The 17609-nt window shown below is 47.1% G+C and carries 18 protein-coding genes; 17 read left to right on the top strand and 1 reads right to left on the bottom strand.

Annotated features, from left to right (window positions below; genetic code table 11):
* Positions 1–4 precede the first annotated feature (4 nt).
* From spoIIIAF to spo0A, 17 genes are all read left to right on the top strand, one after another.
* A complete protein-coding gene (gene spoIIIAF, locus NYE50_RS13610) occupies positions 5–625 on the top strand; it encodes a stage III sporulation protein AF (RefSeq protein ID WP_003153146.1) in 621 nt (206 codons plus the stop codon).
* A complete protein-coding gene (gene spoIIIAG / locus NYE50_RS13605; RefSeq protein WP_159354366.1) occupies positions 618–1310 on the top strand; it encodes a stage III sporulation protein AG in 693 nt (230 codons plus the stop codon). Before spoIIIAF ends, spoIIIAG begins: the two co-directional genes overlap by 8 nt.
* A 3-nt stretch (positions 1311–1313) precedes the next feature.
* A complete protein-coding gene (locus tag NYE50_RS13600; RefSeq protein WP_095272363.1) occupies positions 1314–1964 on the top strand; it encodes a SpoIIIAH-like family protein in 651 nt (216 codons plus the stop codon).
* A 153-nt stretch (positions 1965–2117) separates the two neighbouring features.
* A complete protein-coding gene (accB, locus tag NYE50_RS13595) occupies positions 2118–2597 on the top strand; it encodes an acetyl-CoA carboxylase biotin carboxyl carrier protein (protein WP_007612510.1) in 480 nt (159 codons plus the stop codon).
* Positions 2598–2611: 14 nt separating this feature from the next.
* Positions 2612–3964, top strand: a complete 1353-nt coding sequence (gene accC, locus NYE50_RS13590; protein WP_007408348.1) for an acetyl-CoA carboxylase biotin carboxylase subunit — start codon at positions 2612–2614, stop codon at positions 3962–3964.
* Positions 3965–3985: 21 nt separating this feature from the next.
* A complete protein-coding gene (locus NYE50_RS13585) occupies positions 3986–4393 on the top strand; it encodes an Asp23/Gls24 family envelope stress response protein (protein ID WP_003153156.1) in 408 nt (135 codons plus the stop codon).
* Between the two features lie 264 nt (positions 4394–4657).
* The gene (gene nusB / locus NYE50_RS13580; protein WP_022552975.1) at positions 4658–5050 is read left to right on the top strand and encodes a transcription antitermination factor NusB; all 393 of its coding nucleotides are present in this window, start codon (positions 4658–4660) and stop codon (positions 5048–5050) included.
* 11 nt (positions 5051–5061) lie between these two features.
* Positions 5062–5913 (top strand): bifunctional methylenetetrahydrofolate dehydrogenase/methenyltetrahydrofolate cyclohydrolase FolD, encoded by an 852-nt coding sequence (gene folD / locus NYE50_RS13575; protein ID WP_159354365.1) that lies wholly within the window; start codon positions 5062–5064, stop codon positions 5911–5913.
* Between the two features lie 123 nt (positions 5914–6036).
* Positions 6037–7383 carry an exodeoxyribonuclease VII large subunit gene (gene xseA, locus NYE50_RS13570; RefSeq protein WP_159354364.1) on the top strand — a complete coding sequence of 449 codons (1347 nt, stop codon included), beginning with the start codon at positions 6037–6039 and terminating at the stop codon, positions 7381–7383.
* Positions 7380–7634, top strand: coding sequence for an exodeoxyribonuclease VII small subunit (locus tag NYE50_RS13565; protein ID WP_007408352.1), 255 nt, complete (start codon positions 7380–7382; stop codon positions 7632–7634). The genes xseA and NYE50_RS13565 overlap by 4 nt, the downstream gene beginning before the upstream one ends.
* Entirely contained in the window at positions 7624–8514 is an 891-nt protein-coding gene (locus NYE50_RS13560) for a polyprenyl synthetase family protein (protein WP_007408353.1), read from the top strand. The genes NYE50_RS13565 and NYE50_RS13560 overlap by 11 nt, the downstream gene beginning before the upstream one ends.
* A 143-nt stretch (positions 8515–8657) precedes the next feature.
* Positions 8658–10559 carry a 1-deoxy-D-xylulose-5-phosphate synthase gene (gene dxs, locus NYE50_RS13555; RefSeq protein ID WP_159354363.1) on the top strand — a complete coding sequence of 634 codons (1902 nt, stop codon included), beginning with the start codon at positions 8658–8660 and terminating at the stop codon, positions 10557–10559.
* Positions 10556–11401 (top strand): TlyA family RNA methyltransferase, encoded by an 846-nt coding sequence (locus NYE50_RS13550; RefSeq protein WP_014418353.1) that lies wholly within the window; start codon positions 10556–10558, stop codon positions 11399–11401. The genes dxs and NYE50_RS13550 overlap by 4 nt, the downstream gene beginning before the upstream one ends.
* A gap of 96 nt (positions 11402–11497) precedes the next feature.
* Positions 11498–11947, top strand: coding sequence for a transcriptional regulator AhrC/ArgR (gene ahrC, locus NYE50_RS13545; RefSeq protein ID WP_003153173.1), 450 nt, complete (start codon positions 11498–11500; stop codon positions 11945–11947).
* Positions 11948–11978: 31 nt separating this feature from the next.
* Positions 11979–13709 carry a DNA repair protein RecN gene (recN, locus tag NYE50_RS13540; RefSeq protein WP_007408359.1) on the top strand — a complete coding sequence of 577 codons (1731 nt, stop codon included), beginning with the start codon at positions 11979–11981 and terminating at the stop codon, positions 13707–13709.
* A 163-nt stretch (positions 13710–13872) separates the two neighbouring features.
* On the top strand, positions 13873–15153 hold the full coding sequence (gene spoIVB / locus NYE50_RS13535) for a SpoIVB peptidase (RefSeq protein WP_038461527.1): 1281 nt from the start codon (positions 13873–13875) through the stop codon (positions 15151–15153).
* 280 nt (positions 15154–15433) lie between these two features.
* Positions 15434–16234, top strand: coding sequence for a sporulation transcription factor Spo0A (gene spo0A / locus NYE50_RS13530; protein WP_003153177.1), 801 nt, complete (start codon positions 15434–15436; stop codon positions 16232–16234).
* 147 nt (positions 16235–16381) lie between these two features.
* Here the strand turns inward: spo0A and alr are convergent, their stop codons facing one another.
* Positions 16382–17563: an alanine racemase gene (alr, locus tag NYE50_RS13525; RefSeq protein WP_159354362.1), complete on the bottom strand. Its 1182-nt coding sequence runs from the start codon at positions 17561–17563 to the stop codon at positions 16382–16384.
* Positions 17564–17609: the final 46 nt, after the last annotated feature.

Genomic DNA, 17609 nt, shown 5'->3' with positions numbered 1-17609 from the left:
GGATATGAGCTTTTTAACAGAATGGCTGACAAGCATTATTTTATTTATCTTATTCGCCATCGTCATCGACATGCTGCTGCCCAGCTCCAGTATGCAAAAATACGCAAAGATGGTTGTCAGCCTGCTGTTAATCATTGTCATGCTCAACCCGATATTCAAACTTTTCAAAACAGACCCGGAAATCATCTTCGATTATTTGACAAAACAAGAGCAATCTCAATCCGCTGATATAAAAAATCAAATCAAATCAGAAAAAAAAGAAATACAAGCATCAAACCGCGCATATGTTTTAGAAGAAATGGCTGTCCAACTAAAAAAGAAAGCGGAGGAGATGTTCAGTCATGACGAATACAAAATAGACGACATCCGCCTTACAGCGGAAGAACAGGTTCGTTCAGAAGAAGATGTAAAAACGATCAGCGTGTATATGGCCCCATCTTCTGAAAAAACCGTGCAAACCGTCGCACCGATCGACATCCGCACAGACCGCAAATACGAACCGGAAGGCGCAGCCGACAAAAAAGAGGCCGCAGACATCAAAGAAAAACTTGCGGATATATGGGAAATCGGCAGTGAGAAAATTACGGTTTATATGGAAGGCGGGGAGAAAAACGGCCATGAATAAAAACGGACTATGGACCATACTCAAAAAACAGCTGATGATCGGACAGGCGAAAGACGGAGAAAAACCAAAACTGACAAAATATCATTACTTTCTGTTCGTGTTTGTGCTCGGGGTATCTTTTATGCTGGTCAGCCAGCTGTTCTCTTCACCGGAGAAAACCGGGAAGGACCAAACGGCTCAGACCGTCATGTCCGGCCGAACGGAAGACAAAAGCGGGCAAAAAAGCGCACCCGTTTTTAAGGCATCGAAAGACGGCAGCGCAAAAACCACGATCGATGATTACGAAAGAGACTATGAAAACCAGCTGAAAGAAATCCTTGAAACGATTATCGGCGTGGAGGATGTCTCAATTGTCGTAAACATAGACGCAACATCTTTGAAAGTGTTTGAGAAAAATAAAACGAAAAAAGACACCACCACTGAAGAAACCGATAAAGAAGGCGGCAAAAGAAGCGTAACCGATCAAACCTCTGAAGAACAAATTGTCATGATTCGAAACGGGGACCAGGAAACCCCGGTCGTCGTCCAGACGAAAAAGCCCGATATCCGCGGTGTACTCGTTGTCGCTCAGGGAGTGGACAACGTTCAAATAAAAAAAACCATCATTGATGCCGTCACAAGGGTGCTTGATGTTCCGAGCTACCGTGTAGCGGTTGCCCCTAAAAAAATCAAGGAGGATTCATAAATCATGCTGAAAAAACAAACGGTTTGGCTTTTAACAATGCTCAGTCTCGTCGTGGTATTAAGTGTTTATTATATTATGTCGCCGGAAAGCAAAAATGCCGTGCAGATGAAAAGCGAAAAAAGCAGCGGAGAAGTCGCCACTGAAAAAACGCCGGCTCCTGAAACGAAAGATAAGAGCGGAAGCGGCACGGAAAAAGAAGACGGCACAAAAGGAACGAAAGATTCTAAAGGCACAAAAGAGGATAAAGAAACATCAGCCGAAGCATCGGACAAAGACGGATCGGTCGCCACAGAAACAGCTGATGAAAACTTATTTACCGCATACCGTATGGAACTTGAAGACGCGAGAAGCAAAGAAAGGGAACAGTTAAACAGCATTGTTTCAAGCGATGATGCGACCGCAAAGGAAAAAAGCGAAGCCTACGATAAAATGACGGCGCTGAGCAATGCTGAAGGGACGGAAAAACAGCTGGAAACGCTGATTAAAACACAAGGCTACAAAGATGCGCTCGTGGATGCTGAAGGAGACAAAATCAACATTACCGTCATGTCTGACAAACATTCAAACGCAAAAGCTTCCGCTATCATTGACCTGGTAAAAAAAGAAATCAAGACGATGAAAGACGTCGCCATTACGTTTGAACCGACAAAGTAAGAGACCTGAACCGCCCGCACCCGCTGCGGGCTTTTCTGATGTCATTTTAGATCAGTGTTGAATTTACACAAGCGCTCCTGTAAGATAAACATAGTATGTACTTTTAGTAGCAACCCATAAATTTCTATTTTTTATACATAGGAGTGGAAACTGATGTTAAAAATCAACGAAATTCATGAACTGATAAAAAGAATCGATGAATCTTCCATCGACGAATTTGTTTACGAAATTGAAGGCGTAAGCCTCAAACTGAAAAAAAATGAAGCGCCGGCAGTGAATGTAACGGGACAAGCCCAAGCCGTTCCCGCCGCTTACGCACCTGCTCCGCAGGCTGCAAAACCGGAAGCGCGTGAAGCCGCTCCTGCTCAGGAAGCGCCGAAACAAGACGAAAACCTGCACAAAATTACGTCTCCGATGGTCGGAACGTTTTATGCTTCTTCATCGCCGGAAGCCGGCCCTTACGTAAACCAAGGTTCAAAAGTGAGCGAAAATACAGTTGTTTGTATCGTAGAAGCAATGAAACTCTTTAACGAGATTGAAGCCGAAGTAAAAGGAGAAATCGTTGAAGTGTTAGTTGAAAACGGCCAGCTGGTCGAATACGGACAACCTCTATTTCTTGTAAAAGCTGAGTAAGGAGACCTGCTATTATGATTAAAAAGCTATTGATCGCCAACCGAGGAGAAATCGCCGTCAGAATCATCCGTGCCTGCAAAGAGCTGGGCATTGAAACTGTAGCCGTTTATTCTGAGGCAGATAAAGACGCCCTGCATGTCCAAATGGCCGATGAGGCTTTTTGTATCGGGCCGAAAACATCAAAAGAAAGCTATTTAAATGTAACGAACATCGTCAGCGTCGCAAAGCTGACCGGCACGGATGCGATTCATCCGGGATACGGGTTTTTAGCTGAAAACGCCGACTTTGCCGAGCTGTGCGAGGAATTAAACGTAACGTTTGTCGGCCCTACGGCTGACGCCATTTCAAAAATGGGAACAAAAGATATCGCGCGCGACACGATGCAGCTGGCGGGCGTGCCGATTGTGCCCGGTTCAAAAGGAATCATAAAAAATACGGAAGAAGCGGTTTCGCTTGCAGGAGAAATTGGGTATCCTGTCATTATAAAAGCCACTGCGGGCGGAGGCGGAAAAGGCATCCGGGTCGCACGCACAGAAGAAGAACTGATCAAAGGCATTGAGATTACCCAGCAGGAAGCCGCTACGGCATTCGGAAATCCGGGTGTGTACATCGAGAAGTACATAGAAGATTTCCGCCATGTTGAAATTCAGGTGCTTGCGGATAATTACGGAAACACGATCCATCTCGGAGAGCGTGACTGTTCTATCCAAAGACGTCTGCAAAAACTTCTTGAAGAGTCACCGTCACCTGCGCTTGATTCTGAAATCAGGGAGCAGATGGGTGAAGCAGCGGTAAAAGCAGCGAAGGCCGTCGGTTACACGGGAGCCGGCACAGTAGAATTCATCTATGACTACAGAGAACAGCGCTACTACTTCATGGAAATGAACACGCGTATTCAAGTAGAGCACCCTGTCACAGAAATGGTGACGGGAACGGATCTGATCAAAGAACAGATCAAAGTGGCATCCGGACAGGAGCTCTCGCTCAGACAGGAAGACGTTGAATTTAACGGCTGGGCGATTGAATGCCGCATCAACGCTGAAAATCCTGCGAAAAACTTCATGCCTTCACCCGGTAAAATTAACATGTACCTGCCGCCGGGCGGACTTGGCGTACGCGTGGATTCAGCCGCATATCCCGGCTATTCGATCCCGCCGTACTATGACAGTATGATTGCTAAAGTCATCACATACGGAACAACGCGTGATGAGGCAGTCGCACGGATGAAACGCGCGCTGAGCGAATTCGTGATTGAAGGTATTGAAACGACGATTCCGTTCCATTTGAAACTGCTTGAACACGAAACATTTGTCAGCGGAGAGTTTAATACAAAGTTTTTAGAAACATATGATGTAATGGGCTCATAATTTTTGCGGGAGGTGAATTGAATGGAAGACAACAGTGTGCTTAAAATGGATCATGATGAGGCTCATTTAGGCAAGGTTGAAATTGCTCCTGAGGTCATTGAAGTCATTGCCGGCATCGCCGCTTCCGAAGTTGAAGGAGTTGCTGAAATGCGCGGCAATTTCGCCACGGGCGTCGTAGAACGCTTCGGCAAAATCAATCACGGCAAAGGCGTAAAGGTCGATTTAGCCGATGACGGGATTACCATCGACGTCTATTGCGTCGTTCAATTCGGGATCTCGATCCCGAAAGTGGCGGCAAGCGTTCAGGAGAATATCCGCCAAACCTTATTAAACATGACGTCTCTGACCATTAATGAAATCAATATTCATATCGTCGGCATTCAATTTGACACGAAAGCCCAAGAAGTCGAAATCGACGAAGAAATGTAATGAGCGTATAAAAACCAAGGGGATGGGCAGCCCTTTGGTTTTTTATACGTTTCCCGTCATTTCAGGCATGAAGAAAGCCGGCTTACAAACGGCAGCCGAGTTTCTTCATGCTGTGAAATCCGAATGAAATTAATACGGTTTGTGAAAATATTCGGCATTAGGGTGAAAAAACCTAAATTTCGACATGCGATTGAGAAAAAAATATGTTATGATCTCTTTAAGCTTAACGACAAGCGGATAAAGCGGATCTGAAGGAGAAAGAAAATGAAAAGAAGAACAGCTAGAGAAAAAGCTTTGCAGGCACTTTTTCAGATTGATGTCAGCGATATTGCACCGAACGATGCCATTGAGCACGCGCTTGATGGTGAAAAAACAGATGCCTTCTTTGAACAGCTGGTGTACGGAGTGATCGAACATAAGGTTCAGCTTGATGAAATGATTTCCGGCCATCTCGTCAATTGGAAGCTTGACCGGATTGCAAACGTAGACCGCGCGATCCTGCGTCTGGCGGTGTATGAAATGGTTTATTCTGACGACATTCCTGCTAACGTGTCATTAAACGAAGCAATCGAGCTGGCAAAACGGTTCGGCGACGATAAAGCTGCAAAATTCGTAAACGGGGTTCTTTCTAACATTAAAACTGATATCGAATCATAGGAGGAAAGAAAATGACTGCAACAATCATCGACGGAAAAGAAACGGCTAAAGAAAAACGCGAACAATTGGCAAAAGAAGTAGAAGAGCTGAAAGCACAAGGCGTAGTGCCTGGCTTGGCGGTCATTTTAATCGGAGACGATCCCGCTTCTGTTTCATATGTGACAGGCAAGAAAAAAGCCGCTGAAACAATGGGAATGAAATTTAAGCTTGACCGCTTTGACTCAAGCTTAACCGAGGCGGAGCTTTTAACAGTGATTGATCAGTATAATCAAAATCCGGAATTCCACGGCATTCTCGTCCAGCTGCCGCTCCCGGATCATATTTCTGAAAAAGCCGTAATCGAGCGGATCTCCCCTGATAAGGATGTTGACGGTTTCCACCCTCTCAACGTCGGGAAAATGCTGCTTGGCGAAGATACATTTCTTCCATGCACGCCGCACGGAATTGTCGAGTTACTGAAAAAGACGAACGTAGATCTTTCCGGCAAAGAAGTTGTTGTAGTCGGACGAAGCAATATTGTCGGTAAACCGGTCGGCCAGCTGCTGCTGAACGAAAACGCGACCGTCACATATTGCCATTCCCGCACGAAAAATATGTCTGAGCATACGAAAAAAGCAGATATTCTTGTGGTAGCGGTCGGTAAAGTGAACTTCATCAAAGCCGATCAAATCAAAGAGGGCGCCATTGTCATTGATGTCGGCGTCAACCGTCTCGAAAGCGGAAAACTCTGCGGAGACGTTCAGTTTGATGAAGCGAAAGAAAAAGCATCTTTCATTACGCCGGTGCCGGGCGGAGTAGGTCCGATGACCATCACAATGCTTGCGCATAATACTGTTAAATCTGCCAGACGTACGTTATCATAGATAACCGGAGACAGTCACAGAAAGTGTGACAATGAGCACGATACCCGCTTCTTAAGGCTCCTTTCAGCCAGAGCGGGTTTTCTTAGTTTAGGGCAAAAAGCCTTTATGAAAGGAGTGCAGGATGTGAGTGAAGCGGCATATGTCACGGTTTCCGCGCTGACCAAATACATTAAACGAAAATTCGATGTGGACCCTCATCTTGAGGACATTTGGATTAAGGGTGAGCTCTCCAATGTTAAAATCCATACGAGAGGCCACATTTATTTTACATTAAAAGATGAGCATGCCCGCATGCAGGCCGTCATGTTTCAGAGGCAAAGTTCGAGGCTTGCGTTTAAGCCCGAGGACGGAATGAAGGTCATCGTAAGAGGCGGTATCTCCGTCTATGAACCGAGCGGAAGCTATCAGCTGTACGCGAAAGAAATGCAGCCGGACGGTGTGGGGGCGCTCTACTTAGCATATGAAGAATTAAAGAAAAAACTTGCCGGCGAAGGGTTGTTTGATGACCGGCATAAGCAGGCCATCCCCGCTTTTCCGGCTACGATCGGGGTCGTCACGTCACCGACGGGAGCAGCCGTCAGAGACGTCATTACCACACTCAAAAGAAGATACCCCCTTGTGAAAGTCATTGTGCTTCCCGTGCTCGTTCAAGGTGAAAATGCCAGCAGATCGATTGTGAAGCGCATTGAAGAAGCCAATGCACAAAAAATGTGTGACGTCCTGATCGTCGGAAGGGGAGGGGGCTCGATCGAAGAATTGTGGGCATTTAACGAAGAAATCGTGGCCCGGGCGATTTTTGCTTCCGCCATTCCGATTATATCAGCCGTCGGACATGAAACAGATTTTACAATCAGTGATTTCATCGCGGATATCCGGGCGGCAACGCCGACAGGAGCGGCAGAAATCGCCGTTCCCCACACGACGGACTTAATGGAACGGACAAAAACGGCGGAAGTCCGCCTGACAAGAGCGATGCAGCAGCATATCAGCAAGAAAAAAGAACGGGTCCAATCGCTCCAGTCATCCTACGCGTTCCGTTTTCCGAAACGATTGTATACCCAAAAAGAACAGCAGTTTGACCTTTTGTATCAGCAGTTCCAATCACAGCTCACAGGGCTTACGGACAGGAAACAAAGGCAGCTGGAGCGGAATACGTACAGATTAACGGCGCTCCACCCTGAAACCCAGCTGAAACAGGCGAAAAAACGGTACGAGGAGCGCTCAAATCAGCTCGCCCGAAGCATGAATGTCCAGCTGAAGCAGCTTCATTCGCAGTTTCAGACGGTTCTTGGTAAACTGAATGCATTAAGTCCCCTTCAGGTGATGGAGAGAGGATACAGTCTGGCCTATAAAGACAAAGAGCTGATCAAAAGCGTTGATCAAGTGGAACAAAATGATACGCTTGAAGTAAAGATGACAGACGGCGTTCTGACGTGTGAAGTATTGCAAAAGAGAGGCGAACGAAAATGACAGAAACCAAAAAAAGTGAAGAGCTGACATTTGAAGAGGCGATGAAAGGCCTTGAAGGCATTGTGGCAAAGCTTGAAGAAGGAGACGTGCCGCTGGAGCAGGCGATTAATTATTTTCAGGAAGGGATGGCCCTTTCAAAAATGTGCCATGAAAAGCTTCAGCATGTCGAAAAGCAAATGGACTTTATTTTAAAAGATAACGGAGAACTTGCACCTTTCAGCGTTCAGGAGGAAGACGAAGGTGACAAATAAACTGGACGCATTTTTAGCATCGCGCAAACAACTGATTGAACAGCAGCTTTCTTTGTATACAGAACGGCTTGCGATGCCGGAAACCCTCAAAAAATCTATGCTGTATTCTTTGGAAGCGGGCGGAAAGAGGCTGCGCCCCCTCGTCGTCTTAGCCGTTCTGAATGCTTACGGAAAAGATGAAAAAGATGGGATTCCGGTCGGATGCGCTGTCGAAATGATTCATACGTATTCTTTAATACATGATGATCTGCCTTGCATGGACGATGATGATCTGCGCCGGGGAAAGCCCACAAACCATAAAGTCTTCGGAGAAGCGGCAGCCGTATTGGCCGGAGACGGGCTTCTGACAGAAAGCTTTAAATTGATCACATCCCACGTGTCTGAGGCGGTTTCAGCAGAAAAACGGCTCCGTCTCGTCGATGAGCTGATCAGCGCGGCAGGAACGGAAGGAATGGTCGGCGGGCAGGCTGCCGACATGGAAGCGGAACAAAAGCGGATAACGCTTGAGGAGCTGGAATCCATCCACGAGCGGAAAACGGCCAAGCTCCTCGGTTTTTCCGTGACGGCGGGCGCCATTTTGGCAGATGCGCCGGAGGATGAAGTCGAAAAGCTCCGTTTGTTCAGCAGCCATATCGGCATCGGATTTCAAATCAGAGACGACATCCTTGATATTGAAGGGCATGAGGAGAGGATCGGCAAACCGGTCGGCTCAGACACCTCGAACGAAAAATCAACGTATCCGTCGCTTTTAACGCTTGAAGGCGCGAAAGAAAAGCTTGCGTATCATATCAGCGAGGCGAAACAGATCATCAGCGGCCTTTCCCTTCAGAAAGAATTGCTGCATGACCTCTGTGATTTAATCGCGGCGAGAGATCATTAAAAACGGTCCTGATTTGAAGGGGCTGCCGCTCCTATGGTAAAATGTAAGCAGTTTCGATGAAAATACAAAGGGAGTCTTTTTCTTTTTTCAAAAAGACACTGTTTAATTTGCAGAAATTCATGCTGAAAGTGAGTTGATCCGCTTTGGATCTTTTATCAATACAGGACCCGTCATTTCTTAAAAAGATGTCAATTGAAGAGCTGGAAGAGCTGAGTGAGGAGATCCGCAATTTCCTCATCACATCGCTGTCTGCCTCTGGCGGCCATATCGGGCCGAACCTCGGGGTTGTCGAGCTGACAATTGCGCTTCACAAAGAATTTGACAGTCCGAAAGATAAATTTTTATGGGATGTCGGACATCAGTCCTATGTTCATAAACTGTTAACCGGACGCGGTAAGGAGTTTGAAACCTTGCGCCAATATAAAGGGCTTTGCGGTTTCCCGAAACGCAGCGAAAGCGAACATGACGTATGGGAAACAGGCCACAGCTCAACCTCGCTCTCAGGCGCGATGGGAATGGCTGCGGCCCGTGATATTAAAGGATCGAAGGAATATATCATCCCGATTATCGGAGACGGCGCTTTAACCGGAGGAATGGCGCTTGAAGCGCTGAACCATATCGGTGATGAGAAAAAAGACATGATCGTCATCCTGAATGATAATGAGATGAGTATTGCGCCGAATGTCGGGGCGATTCATTCTATGCTGGGACGGCTTCGGACTGCCGGCAAATATCAATGGGTAAAAGACGAGCTTGAATATTTATTTAAGCGCATCCCGGCCGTCGGCGGAAAATTGGCCGCCACAGCGGAACGGATAAAAGACAGTTTGAAATATATGCTTGTGTCAGGCATGTTTTTTGAAGAGCTGGGCTTTACGTATTTAGGCCCGGTTGACGGTCATTCCTACCACGAACTGTTTGAAAACCTGCAATACGCCAAAAAAACGAAAGGCCCTGTCCTGTTACATGTCATCACGAAAAAGGGCAAAGGCTATAAACCGGCTGAGACCGACACAATCGGCACATGGCACGGAACGGGTCCGTATAAAATCAATACGGGTGATTTCGTCAAGCCGAAAGCCGCGGCGCCTTCATGGAGCGGACTTGTCAGCGGCACCGTGCAGGAGCTGGCGCGCGAGGATGACAGAATTGTCGCGATTACACCGGCCATGCCGGTCGGCTCCAAACTGGAAGGGTTTGCGAAAGAATTCCCTGAACGCATGTTTGATGTCGGAATCGCAGAACAGCATGCGGCGACGATGGCGGCTGGAATGGCGCTCCAAGGCATGAAGCCGTTTCTTGCGATTTATTCGACCTTTTTGCAGCGGGCGTACGATCAGGTCGTCCATGACATCTGCCGTCAAAACGCGAATGTATTTATCGGCATTGACCGCGCCGGTTTGGTCGGCGCTGACGGGGAGACACATCAAGGCGTCTTTGACATCGCCTTTTTGCGGCATATACCAAACCTCGTTTTAATGATGCCGAAGGATGAAAATGAAGGCCGCCATATGGTCAATACAGCCCTTAATTATGAGGAAGGTCCGATCGCGATGCGCTTCCCGCGCGGAAACGGGCTCGGCGTAAAGATGGATAAAGAGCTGAAAACCATTCCGATCGGAACATGGGAAGTGCTCCGTCCCGGAAAAGACGCGGTCATTTTAACATTCGGTACGACCATTGAAATGGCGCTGGAAGCGGCTGAAGAACTGCATAAAGAAGGCCTGTCCGTGCGTGTCGTGAATGCGCGGTTCATAAAACCGATTGATAAACAAATGATGAAGGCCATTCTTAATGAAGGTCTGCCGATTTTAACGATAGAAGAAGCCGTGCTTGAAGGCGGATTCGGCAGCACGATTCTTGAATTCGCTCATGACCTCGGCATGTATCATACACCGATTGACAGAATGGGCATCCCAGACCGGTTTATTGAACACGGCAGCGTAACCGCCCTGCTTGAAGAAATCGGTCTCACGAAGGCTGAGGTTATGAACCGGATCAAACTGCTGATGCCGCCGAAGACACATAAAGGAATTGGATCATGACAGCAAAAAAAGAACGATTAGATGTACTTCTTGTAGAAAAAGGACTTGCGGAAACGCGGGAAAAAGCGAAACGCGCCATTATGGCGGGCATCGTTTACTCAAATGAAAACCGATTGGACAAACCGGGTGAAAAAATCGCCCGGGATCTTCCGTTAACGGTAAAAGGAAACCCTCTTAAATACGTCAGCAGAGGCGGATTAAAGCTTGAAAAAGCCCTGGAAGTGTTTCCCGTCTCGGTAAAAGGCAAAACGATGATTGACATCGGCTCGTCTACAGGGGGATTCACGGATTGCGCCCTCCAAAACGGAGCCGAGCGGTCCTACGCAGTGGATGTCGGCTATAATCAGCTTGCTTGGAAGCTCAGACAGGACGAGAGGGTCGTCGTCATGGAACGGACGAATTTCCGCTATTCCGAGCCTTCCGATTTCACAGAGGGTTTGCCGGAATTTGCGACAATCGATGTTTCTTTCATCTCACTCCGCCTCATTCTGCCGGTTTTAAAAACGCTGCTTGTACCGGGGAGCGATTGTATCGCACTGGTGAAGCCGCAATTTGAAGCCGGACGGGAATCCGTCGGAAAAAAAGGCATTGTCAGAGATCCAGGCGTTCATACTGACGTTCTCCGCCGCATGAATCAATTTGCCGCTTGTGAAGGATATACAGTGAAAGGACTGTCCTTCTCACCGATTACAGGGGGAGACGGCAATATTGAGTTTCTGCTTCATTTGGAATGGGGCGGAGAAGACGGAAACGGCGCTGAACTGCCGGAAGAAGACATTCTCCGTACCGTCCGCGAAGCACATGAAACATTAAAAGCCAAAAAGACAGATGTACCGGAATAATAGGGGGCTATTATTCCTTTTTTCTGCCATCATGTACTTTTTATCAAGAAGCGGTTAACATAATGACAAGAACAGCTTGAAAACAGAGGTGCTTACATGACAAAAGGCCAAAGGCATATAAAAATCAGAGAGCTTATTACAAGCCATGAGATTGAAACACAGGATGACTTAGTTGACATGCTGAGAGAAGAAGGATATAAGGTAACTCAGGCGACTGTCTCCAGAGACATTAAAGAGCTGCATCTCGTAAAGGTGCCGACGAACAACGGCTCCTACAAATACAGCCTGCCGGCGGATCAGCGGTTCAATCCGCTGTCAAAACTGAAGCGTTCATTAATGGATGCGTTCGTAAAAATTGACTCAGCAAGCCATATGATCGTATTAAAAACGATGCCGGGGAATGCTCAGGCAATCGGCGCTCTGATGGATAATCTCGAATGGGAAGAAATCATGGGCACGATCTGCGGGGATGACACAATCTTAATCATCTGCAGGACGCCTGAAGATACGGAAGGCGTACAAAGCCGTCTTTTGGAGCTGCTGTAGCGTAATTATCAGATAAAAGGTGGAATGCTGTTTGTTAGCTGAACTATCAATAAAAAACTTTGCCATTATAGAGGAACTGACGATTTCGTTTGAGCGGGGGCTCACCGTCCTGACGGGAGAAACAGGGGCCGGCAAGTCAATTATTATAGACGCCGTTTCCCTATTAGTCGGCGGCCGCGGCTCGTCTGAATTTGTCCGTTACGGTGAAACAAAGGCCGAGCTTGAAGGACTGTTTCTTTTGGACAGCGGTCATCCCGTGTTTGAAGTATGCCGTGAGCAGGGAATAGACGCATCTGACGACATGATTGTCATGAGAAGGGACATTAATGCCGGAGGAAAAAGCGTCTGCCGTGTCAACGGAAAATTAGTGACGATTGCGGCTTTAAGGGAGATCGGCAGACTTTTATTAGATATTCACGGACAGCATGATAACCAGCTGTTAATGGAGGACGATAAACACTTAGAGCTGTTGGACAGGTTTGCGGGCGCTGAGGCCGAATCCGCGCTTCAGGCTTACCATGAAGGCTATGAGCGTTATATGAAGCTGCTCAAAAAAGTGAAGAAGCTGTCAGAAAGCGAGCAGGAAATGGCGCATCGGTTAGACCTGATTCAATTTCAGCTTGAAGAAATCGAGTCGGCGAAGCTTGAATTGAATGAAGACGAGCTTCTTCAGGAAGAGCGGAAGCAGATATCCAACTTTGAAAAAATTTATGAATCATTGCAAAACGCCTATAATGCGCTTCGCAGCGAGCAGGGGGGGCTTGACTGGGTCGGAATGGCCTCTGCCCAGCTTGAAGATATTTCGGATATCAATGAACCGCTGCAAAAGCTGTCAGAAAGTGTGTCAAGTTCCTATTATCTGCTGGAGGATGCCACCTTTCAGATGCGCAATCTGTTAGATGATCTGGAATATGACCCGGAACGGCTGAATTTTATTGAAACCCGTTTAAATGAGATCAAACAGCTGAAGCGCAAATACGGAGCGACGGTAGAAGACATTTTGGAATACGGCTCCAAAATAGAAGAGGAAATCGATCAAATCGAGAACCGCGACAGCCACCTTGAAGCGCTGAAGAAGGAATTGGAGTCGGTCGGCAAAGATGTGGCCGTAGAAGCCGCCAATTTATCAAAAATCAGAAAAGCTTGGGCTAAGAAACTGGCGGAAGCGATTCATCAGGAATTAAAAAGTCTGTATATGGGCAAATCAACGTTTGATACGGAATTTCTCGTGAAAACCGATCCGTCAGCAAGTGAAGCACCGGTTGTCAACGGGCAGCCCGTGCAGCTTACCCAAAAGGGGATTGACCTTGTGAAGTTTTTAATTTCAACAAACACCGGTGAGCCTTTAAAACCGCTGTCAAAGGTCGCGTCCGGAGGCGAGCTTTCACGGGTGATGCTGGCGATGAAGAGTATTTTTTCTTCCCAGCAGGATGTCACCTCCATCATCTTTGACGAAGTGGACACCGGTGTAAGCGGGCGGGTTGCCCAAGCCATCGCGGAAAAAATCCATAAAGTATCGACCGGTTCACAGGTGCTCTGCATTACACACCTGCCGCAGGTTGCCGCCATGGCGGATACGCACCTTCTGATCGCAAAAGAATTCAAAGACGGCCGGACGACAACGCATGTCACGCCGCTTTCCAAACAGGACAAGGTAGCGGAAATCGGCCGCATGATTGCGGGCGTTGAAGTGACCGATCTGACAAAACGGCATGCACAAGAGCTTTTAAAACAGGCCGGACAGGTAAAAACGACAGGATAAGCTGCTGATACAGGCAGCTTATTTTTTTGTTCCATTTCTCTAACAGTGTATCCAATGTTTTTCTTCGTATGCCGGTTATAAATCAAGCGCAGGAAGGCAAAAGTATAGATGTAGCAGAAAAAGAAAGTGGTGTGGGATAGGAGCGAGGAGAGTGAAGGAATGAATGCACGATAACATGAGGAAAGCAATAGGTGTAATTCTCCTTGTTTCTTTACTAAGTGTAGGCTTTTTTAAGCCGTTTAAAGAATATTTACTGATACCGTCAGAAATGAGCGTCTTTGAAAACCAGACACAAGCCGTTCCGGTCAATGCATCAATAAGCGCTGAAAAGGGCGAATTATCAGAAGCCTTTACGCTGAAAGAAGAGCACGGCCATGCAAACATAACAGGGCAAACACAAGGCCGGTCAGAAGTAGTATATGATCTTGCCGGGTTTCCCATTAAAAAAACGAAAGTGCGTGTCCTTCCAGAATTGAAGGTCATTCCGGGCGGACAGTCCATCGGTGTAAAACTGCATTCAGTCGGTGTTTTGGTCGTCGGCTTTCACCAGGTGATGACAAAGGATGGGAAAAAGTCTCCGGGAGAACAAGCGGGAATTGAATCTGGCGACATCATTATTAAAATGAACGGACATAAAATTGAAAAAATGAGCGATATCGCCCCGTTTATTCAAAAAGCGGGCAAAACCGGTGAATCTTTGGATTTATTGGTGAAACGCGATAAGCAAAAAATCAAAACAAAGCTGATTCCGACAAAGGACGAAGCCGAGGGGAAATATCGAATCGGCCTTTATATCCGCGATTCGGCAGCCGGCATCGGCACCATGACATTTTTTGAACCGAAAACAAAAAAATACGGCGCATTGGGCCACGTCATCTCTGATATGGATACAAAAAAACCGATTGTTGTAGAAGACGGAGAAATCGTCCGTTCAACTGTAACATCGATTGAAAAAGGAAAAGGCGGCAATCCCGGCGAAAAACTGGCAAGGTTTTCGTCAGAACGGAAAACGATCGGCGATATTAACCGCAACAGCCCGTTCGGCATTTTCGGGACATTGCATCAGCCGATTAAAAACAACATTTCCGACAAAGCGCTTCCGATTGCTTTGTCAAATGAAGTGAAAAAAGGACCTGCGCAAATGCTGACGGTTATTGAAAACGATAAAGTAGAGAAATTTGATATTGAAATCGTCAGCACCACGCCGCAAAAATTCCCGGCGACAAAGGGAATGGTGTTGAAAGTGACAGATCCGAAACTGCTGAAAAGAACCGGCGGAATCGTTCAGGGGATGAGCGGAAGCCCGATCATCCAGAACGGAAAGGTCGTCGGAGCCGTAACCCACGTATTTGTCAATGATCCGACAAGCGGCTACGGCGTTCATATCGAATGGATGCTGCCTGAAGCGGGTGTTGATGTTTACGGGAAAGACAAAGCAAGCTGACTGCCGGATGATCCGGCAGTTTTTTTATGTGATGCGTTCTTCACTTCTTTCCTGGATTCATGTAAAATAAGACATGAAGATTTTTCGACAAATTCACGTTTCCTGATTTGTCAAACTCAATTTTTAGTCGAAAAACCTAGAAAATGCTAGAAAAACAAAGATATACCACTATTATTGGTAAATATGGATTTTTTAAAAGGGGAAGTAGTGGTTTTGTCGAATGTAACATGTAGCAGTCAAATGGGTTGCGTCCTGTTAATACATTGGGGGAGGAAGAAACGTGGAGAAAATTAAAGTTTGTGTTGCTGATGATAATCGAGAGCTTGTAAGCCTGTTGAGTGAATATATAGAGGGACAGGATGATATGGAAGTGATCGGCGTTGCTTATAACGGACAGGAATGTCTTTCTTTGTTTAAAGATAAGAATCCCGATGTGCTCGTTTTAGACATTATTATGCCGCATCTGGACGGACTTGCGGTTTTGGAGCGTCTGCGGGAATCAGAGCTCGAGAAGCAGCCGAACGTCATCATGCTGACGGCATTCGGTCAGGAAGACGTTACGAAAAAAGCCGTCGATTTAGGCGCGTCCTATTTCATCCTGAAGCCGTTTGATATGGAAAACCTTGTCGGCCATATCCGCCAGGTAAGCGGAAATGTCAGCAGTGTCACACACCGTGCGCCGTCCGCGCAAAGCAGCATTATCCGCAGCCAGCCGGAGCCGAAGCGGAAAAATCTCGATGCCAGCATTACAAGCATTATCCATGAGATCGGTGTGCCTGCCCATATCAAAGGCTATCTTTATTTGCGGGAAGCCATTTCCATGGTGTATAACGATATTGAACTCCTCGGCAGCATCACAAAAGTCCTTTATCCCGACATCGCCAAAAAATTCAACACGACCGCAAGCCGTGTAGAACGGGCCATCCGCCACGCCATTGAAGTCGCATGGAGCAGGGGAAATATTGATTCCATTTCTTCACTGTTCGGATATACGGTAAGCATGACAAAAGCAAAACCAACCAATTCAGAATTCATCGCGATGGTTGCTGACAAGCTGAGATTGGAGCATAAAGCTTCGTAACAAAGCTTTTGGCTAAATGTCTTTTTCGCGCCTTCTTTTCCGTGCATGAACGCGGAAGAGAAGGCGTTTTGAAATTTTGCTGACGAAAACAATGGGAACCACCCACGCCGGTACTTGTTCTATACATAAATGCGGGGTTTATGCCGTCTACACATATAATACCGGAGCTGATATTTTAATGATTTTGCCGTCTCTGAAATAAAAGCTGGGGACGCGGCGGCTTAACACAGATAGGACTTCGTAGCTGATCGTACCGAGCATTTCGGCAATTTCATCAACGGAAATCTCGGCACCTTGTTGTTTACCGTAGATGACGACTTCTTCTCCTTGTTTGCCCTCATTCTCACCTAAACTGACCATGATCATATCCATTGTCACTCTCCCCGCCACCGGCACCCGTCTGCCGCGGTGCAGAATAAACCCGCGGTTGGACAGGGCGCGGGAGTAACCGTCAGCATAGCCGATCGGAATCGTCGCGATGATTTCACCCGGTTCGGCGATATATGTGGCGCCATAACTGACGGTCCGGGGATCTGTCACCATAGCTTTCACATAAGCGATACGCGCCTTTAAACTTAGCGCGGGTGTGAGATCCACGAGGTTCAGTTCCTTTATCGAGGCGGACGGATATAAACCATATAACCCAATGCCTAAACGGATCATGTCGGCGCTGAATTCCGGGAATGCGATAGCGGCGGCTGTGTTGCACATATGCACGGTAGGCAGCGTAATGTCCTGATTTTTTAAAAAGCGGAGAAAGCTGATAAACTTTTCATGCTGCAGCATCGTCAGCTCAGTGTCCGGTTCATCCGCTGTTGAAAAATGTGTAAAGATGCCATCCCATGACAGGTATGTACTCGACTTGAGCGCTTTCACCACTGCTAAAAGTTCTTCTTCCGTACGCACACCTAGCCTGCCCATTCCGGTATCCACATTGATATGAATGGACAGCCGTTTCGAATCTGCTTCTTTTTCCAATATCCGATTCGCTTTTTTGATCCAGCTGACCTGAAACGCTGATAATGTTATGTTCCAAACGGCAGATTTTTTCACACAGCTGAGAGCTGTGAAGCCGAGCACAAGAATAGGTGCCGTAATTCCCGCTCTCCGTAACACAATTCCCTCTTCGACGCTGGCGACAGCGAGCTCGCTCGCCCCGCTTTCCAGTGCCTGCCGCGCTACTTCCACAGACCCGTGGCCATAAGCGTTCGCTTTTACGACGGCCATAATTTTAGACGTATTCGGAATATGGCGGCGAATCGCCCGTACGTTCTTTTTTATCGCATCAAGGTCAACTTCAATCCAAACTTCCCGGCAAAGTTTTTTCATCACGATTCCTTCTTTCCTTAATGAGATTCAGTACTCGCTTTCAATC

It is taken from the genome of Bacillus sp. EU55, assembly GCF_038005925.1.
GTDB classification, from domain to species: Bacteria; Bacillota; Bacilli; order Bacillales; family Bacillaceae; genus Bacillus; species Bacillus velezensis.
The sequence above is the reverse complement of the archived record's forward strand: the minus strand, read 5'-3'. Positions and strand labels throughout refer to the sequence as shown.

Bases quoted from the DNA above. Each gene is read 5' to 3' on its own strand.
- spoIIIAF (WP_003153146.1), top strand. From the start codon at position 5: ATGAGCTTTTTAACAGAATGGCTGACAAGCATTATTTTATTTATCTTA.
- spoIIIAG (WP_159354366.1), top strand. From the start codon at position 618: ATGAATAAAAACGGACTATGGACCATACTCAAAAAACAGCTGATGATC.
- NYE50_RS13600 (WP_095272363.1), top strand. From the start codon at position 1,314: ATGCTGAAAAAACAAACGGTTTGGCTTTTAACAATGCTCAGTCTCGTC.
- accB (WP_007612510.1), top strand. From the start codon at position 2,118: ATGTTAAAAATCAACGAAATTCATGAACTGATAAAAAGAATCGATGAA.
- accC (WP_007408348.1), top strand. From the start codon at position 2,612: ATGATTAAAAAGCTATTGATCGCCAACCGAGGAGAAATCGCCGTCAGA.
- NYE50_RS13585 (WP_003153156.1), top strand. From the start codon at position 3,986: ATGGAAGACAACAGTGTGCTTAAAATGGATCATGATGAGGCTCATTTA.
- nusB (WP_022552975.1), top strand. From the start codon at position 4,658: ATGAAAAGAAGAACAGCTAGAGAAAAAGCTTTGCAGGCACTTTTTCAG.
- folD (WP_159354365.1), top strand. From the start codon at position 5,062: ATGACTGCAACAATCATCGACGGAAAAGAAACGGCTAAAGAAAAACGC.
- NYE50_RS13565 (WP_007408352.1), top strand. From the start codon at position 7,380: ATGACAGAAACCAAAAAAAGTGAAGAGCTGACATTTGAAGAGGCGATG.
- NYE50_RS13550 (WP_014418353.1), top strand. From the start codon at position 10,556: ATGACAGCAAAAAAAGAACGATTAGATGTACTTCTTGTAGAAAAAGGA.
- ahrC (WP_003153173.1), top strand. From the start codon at position 11,498: ATGACAAAAGGCCAAAGGCATATAAAAATCAGAGAGCTTATTACAAGC.
- spoIVB (WP_038461527.1), top strand. From the start codon at position 13,873: ATGCACGATAACATGAGGAAAGCAATAGGTGTAATTCTCCTTGTTTCT.
- alr (WP_159354362.1), bottom strand. From the start codon at position 17,563: ATGAAAAAACTTTGCCGGGAAGTTTGGATTGAAGTTGACCTTGATGCG.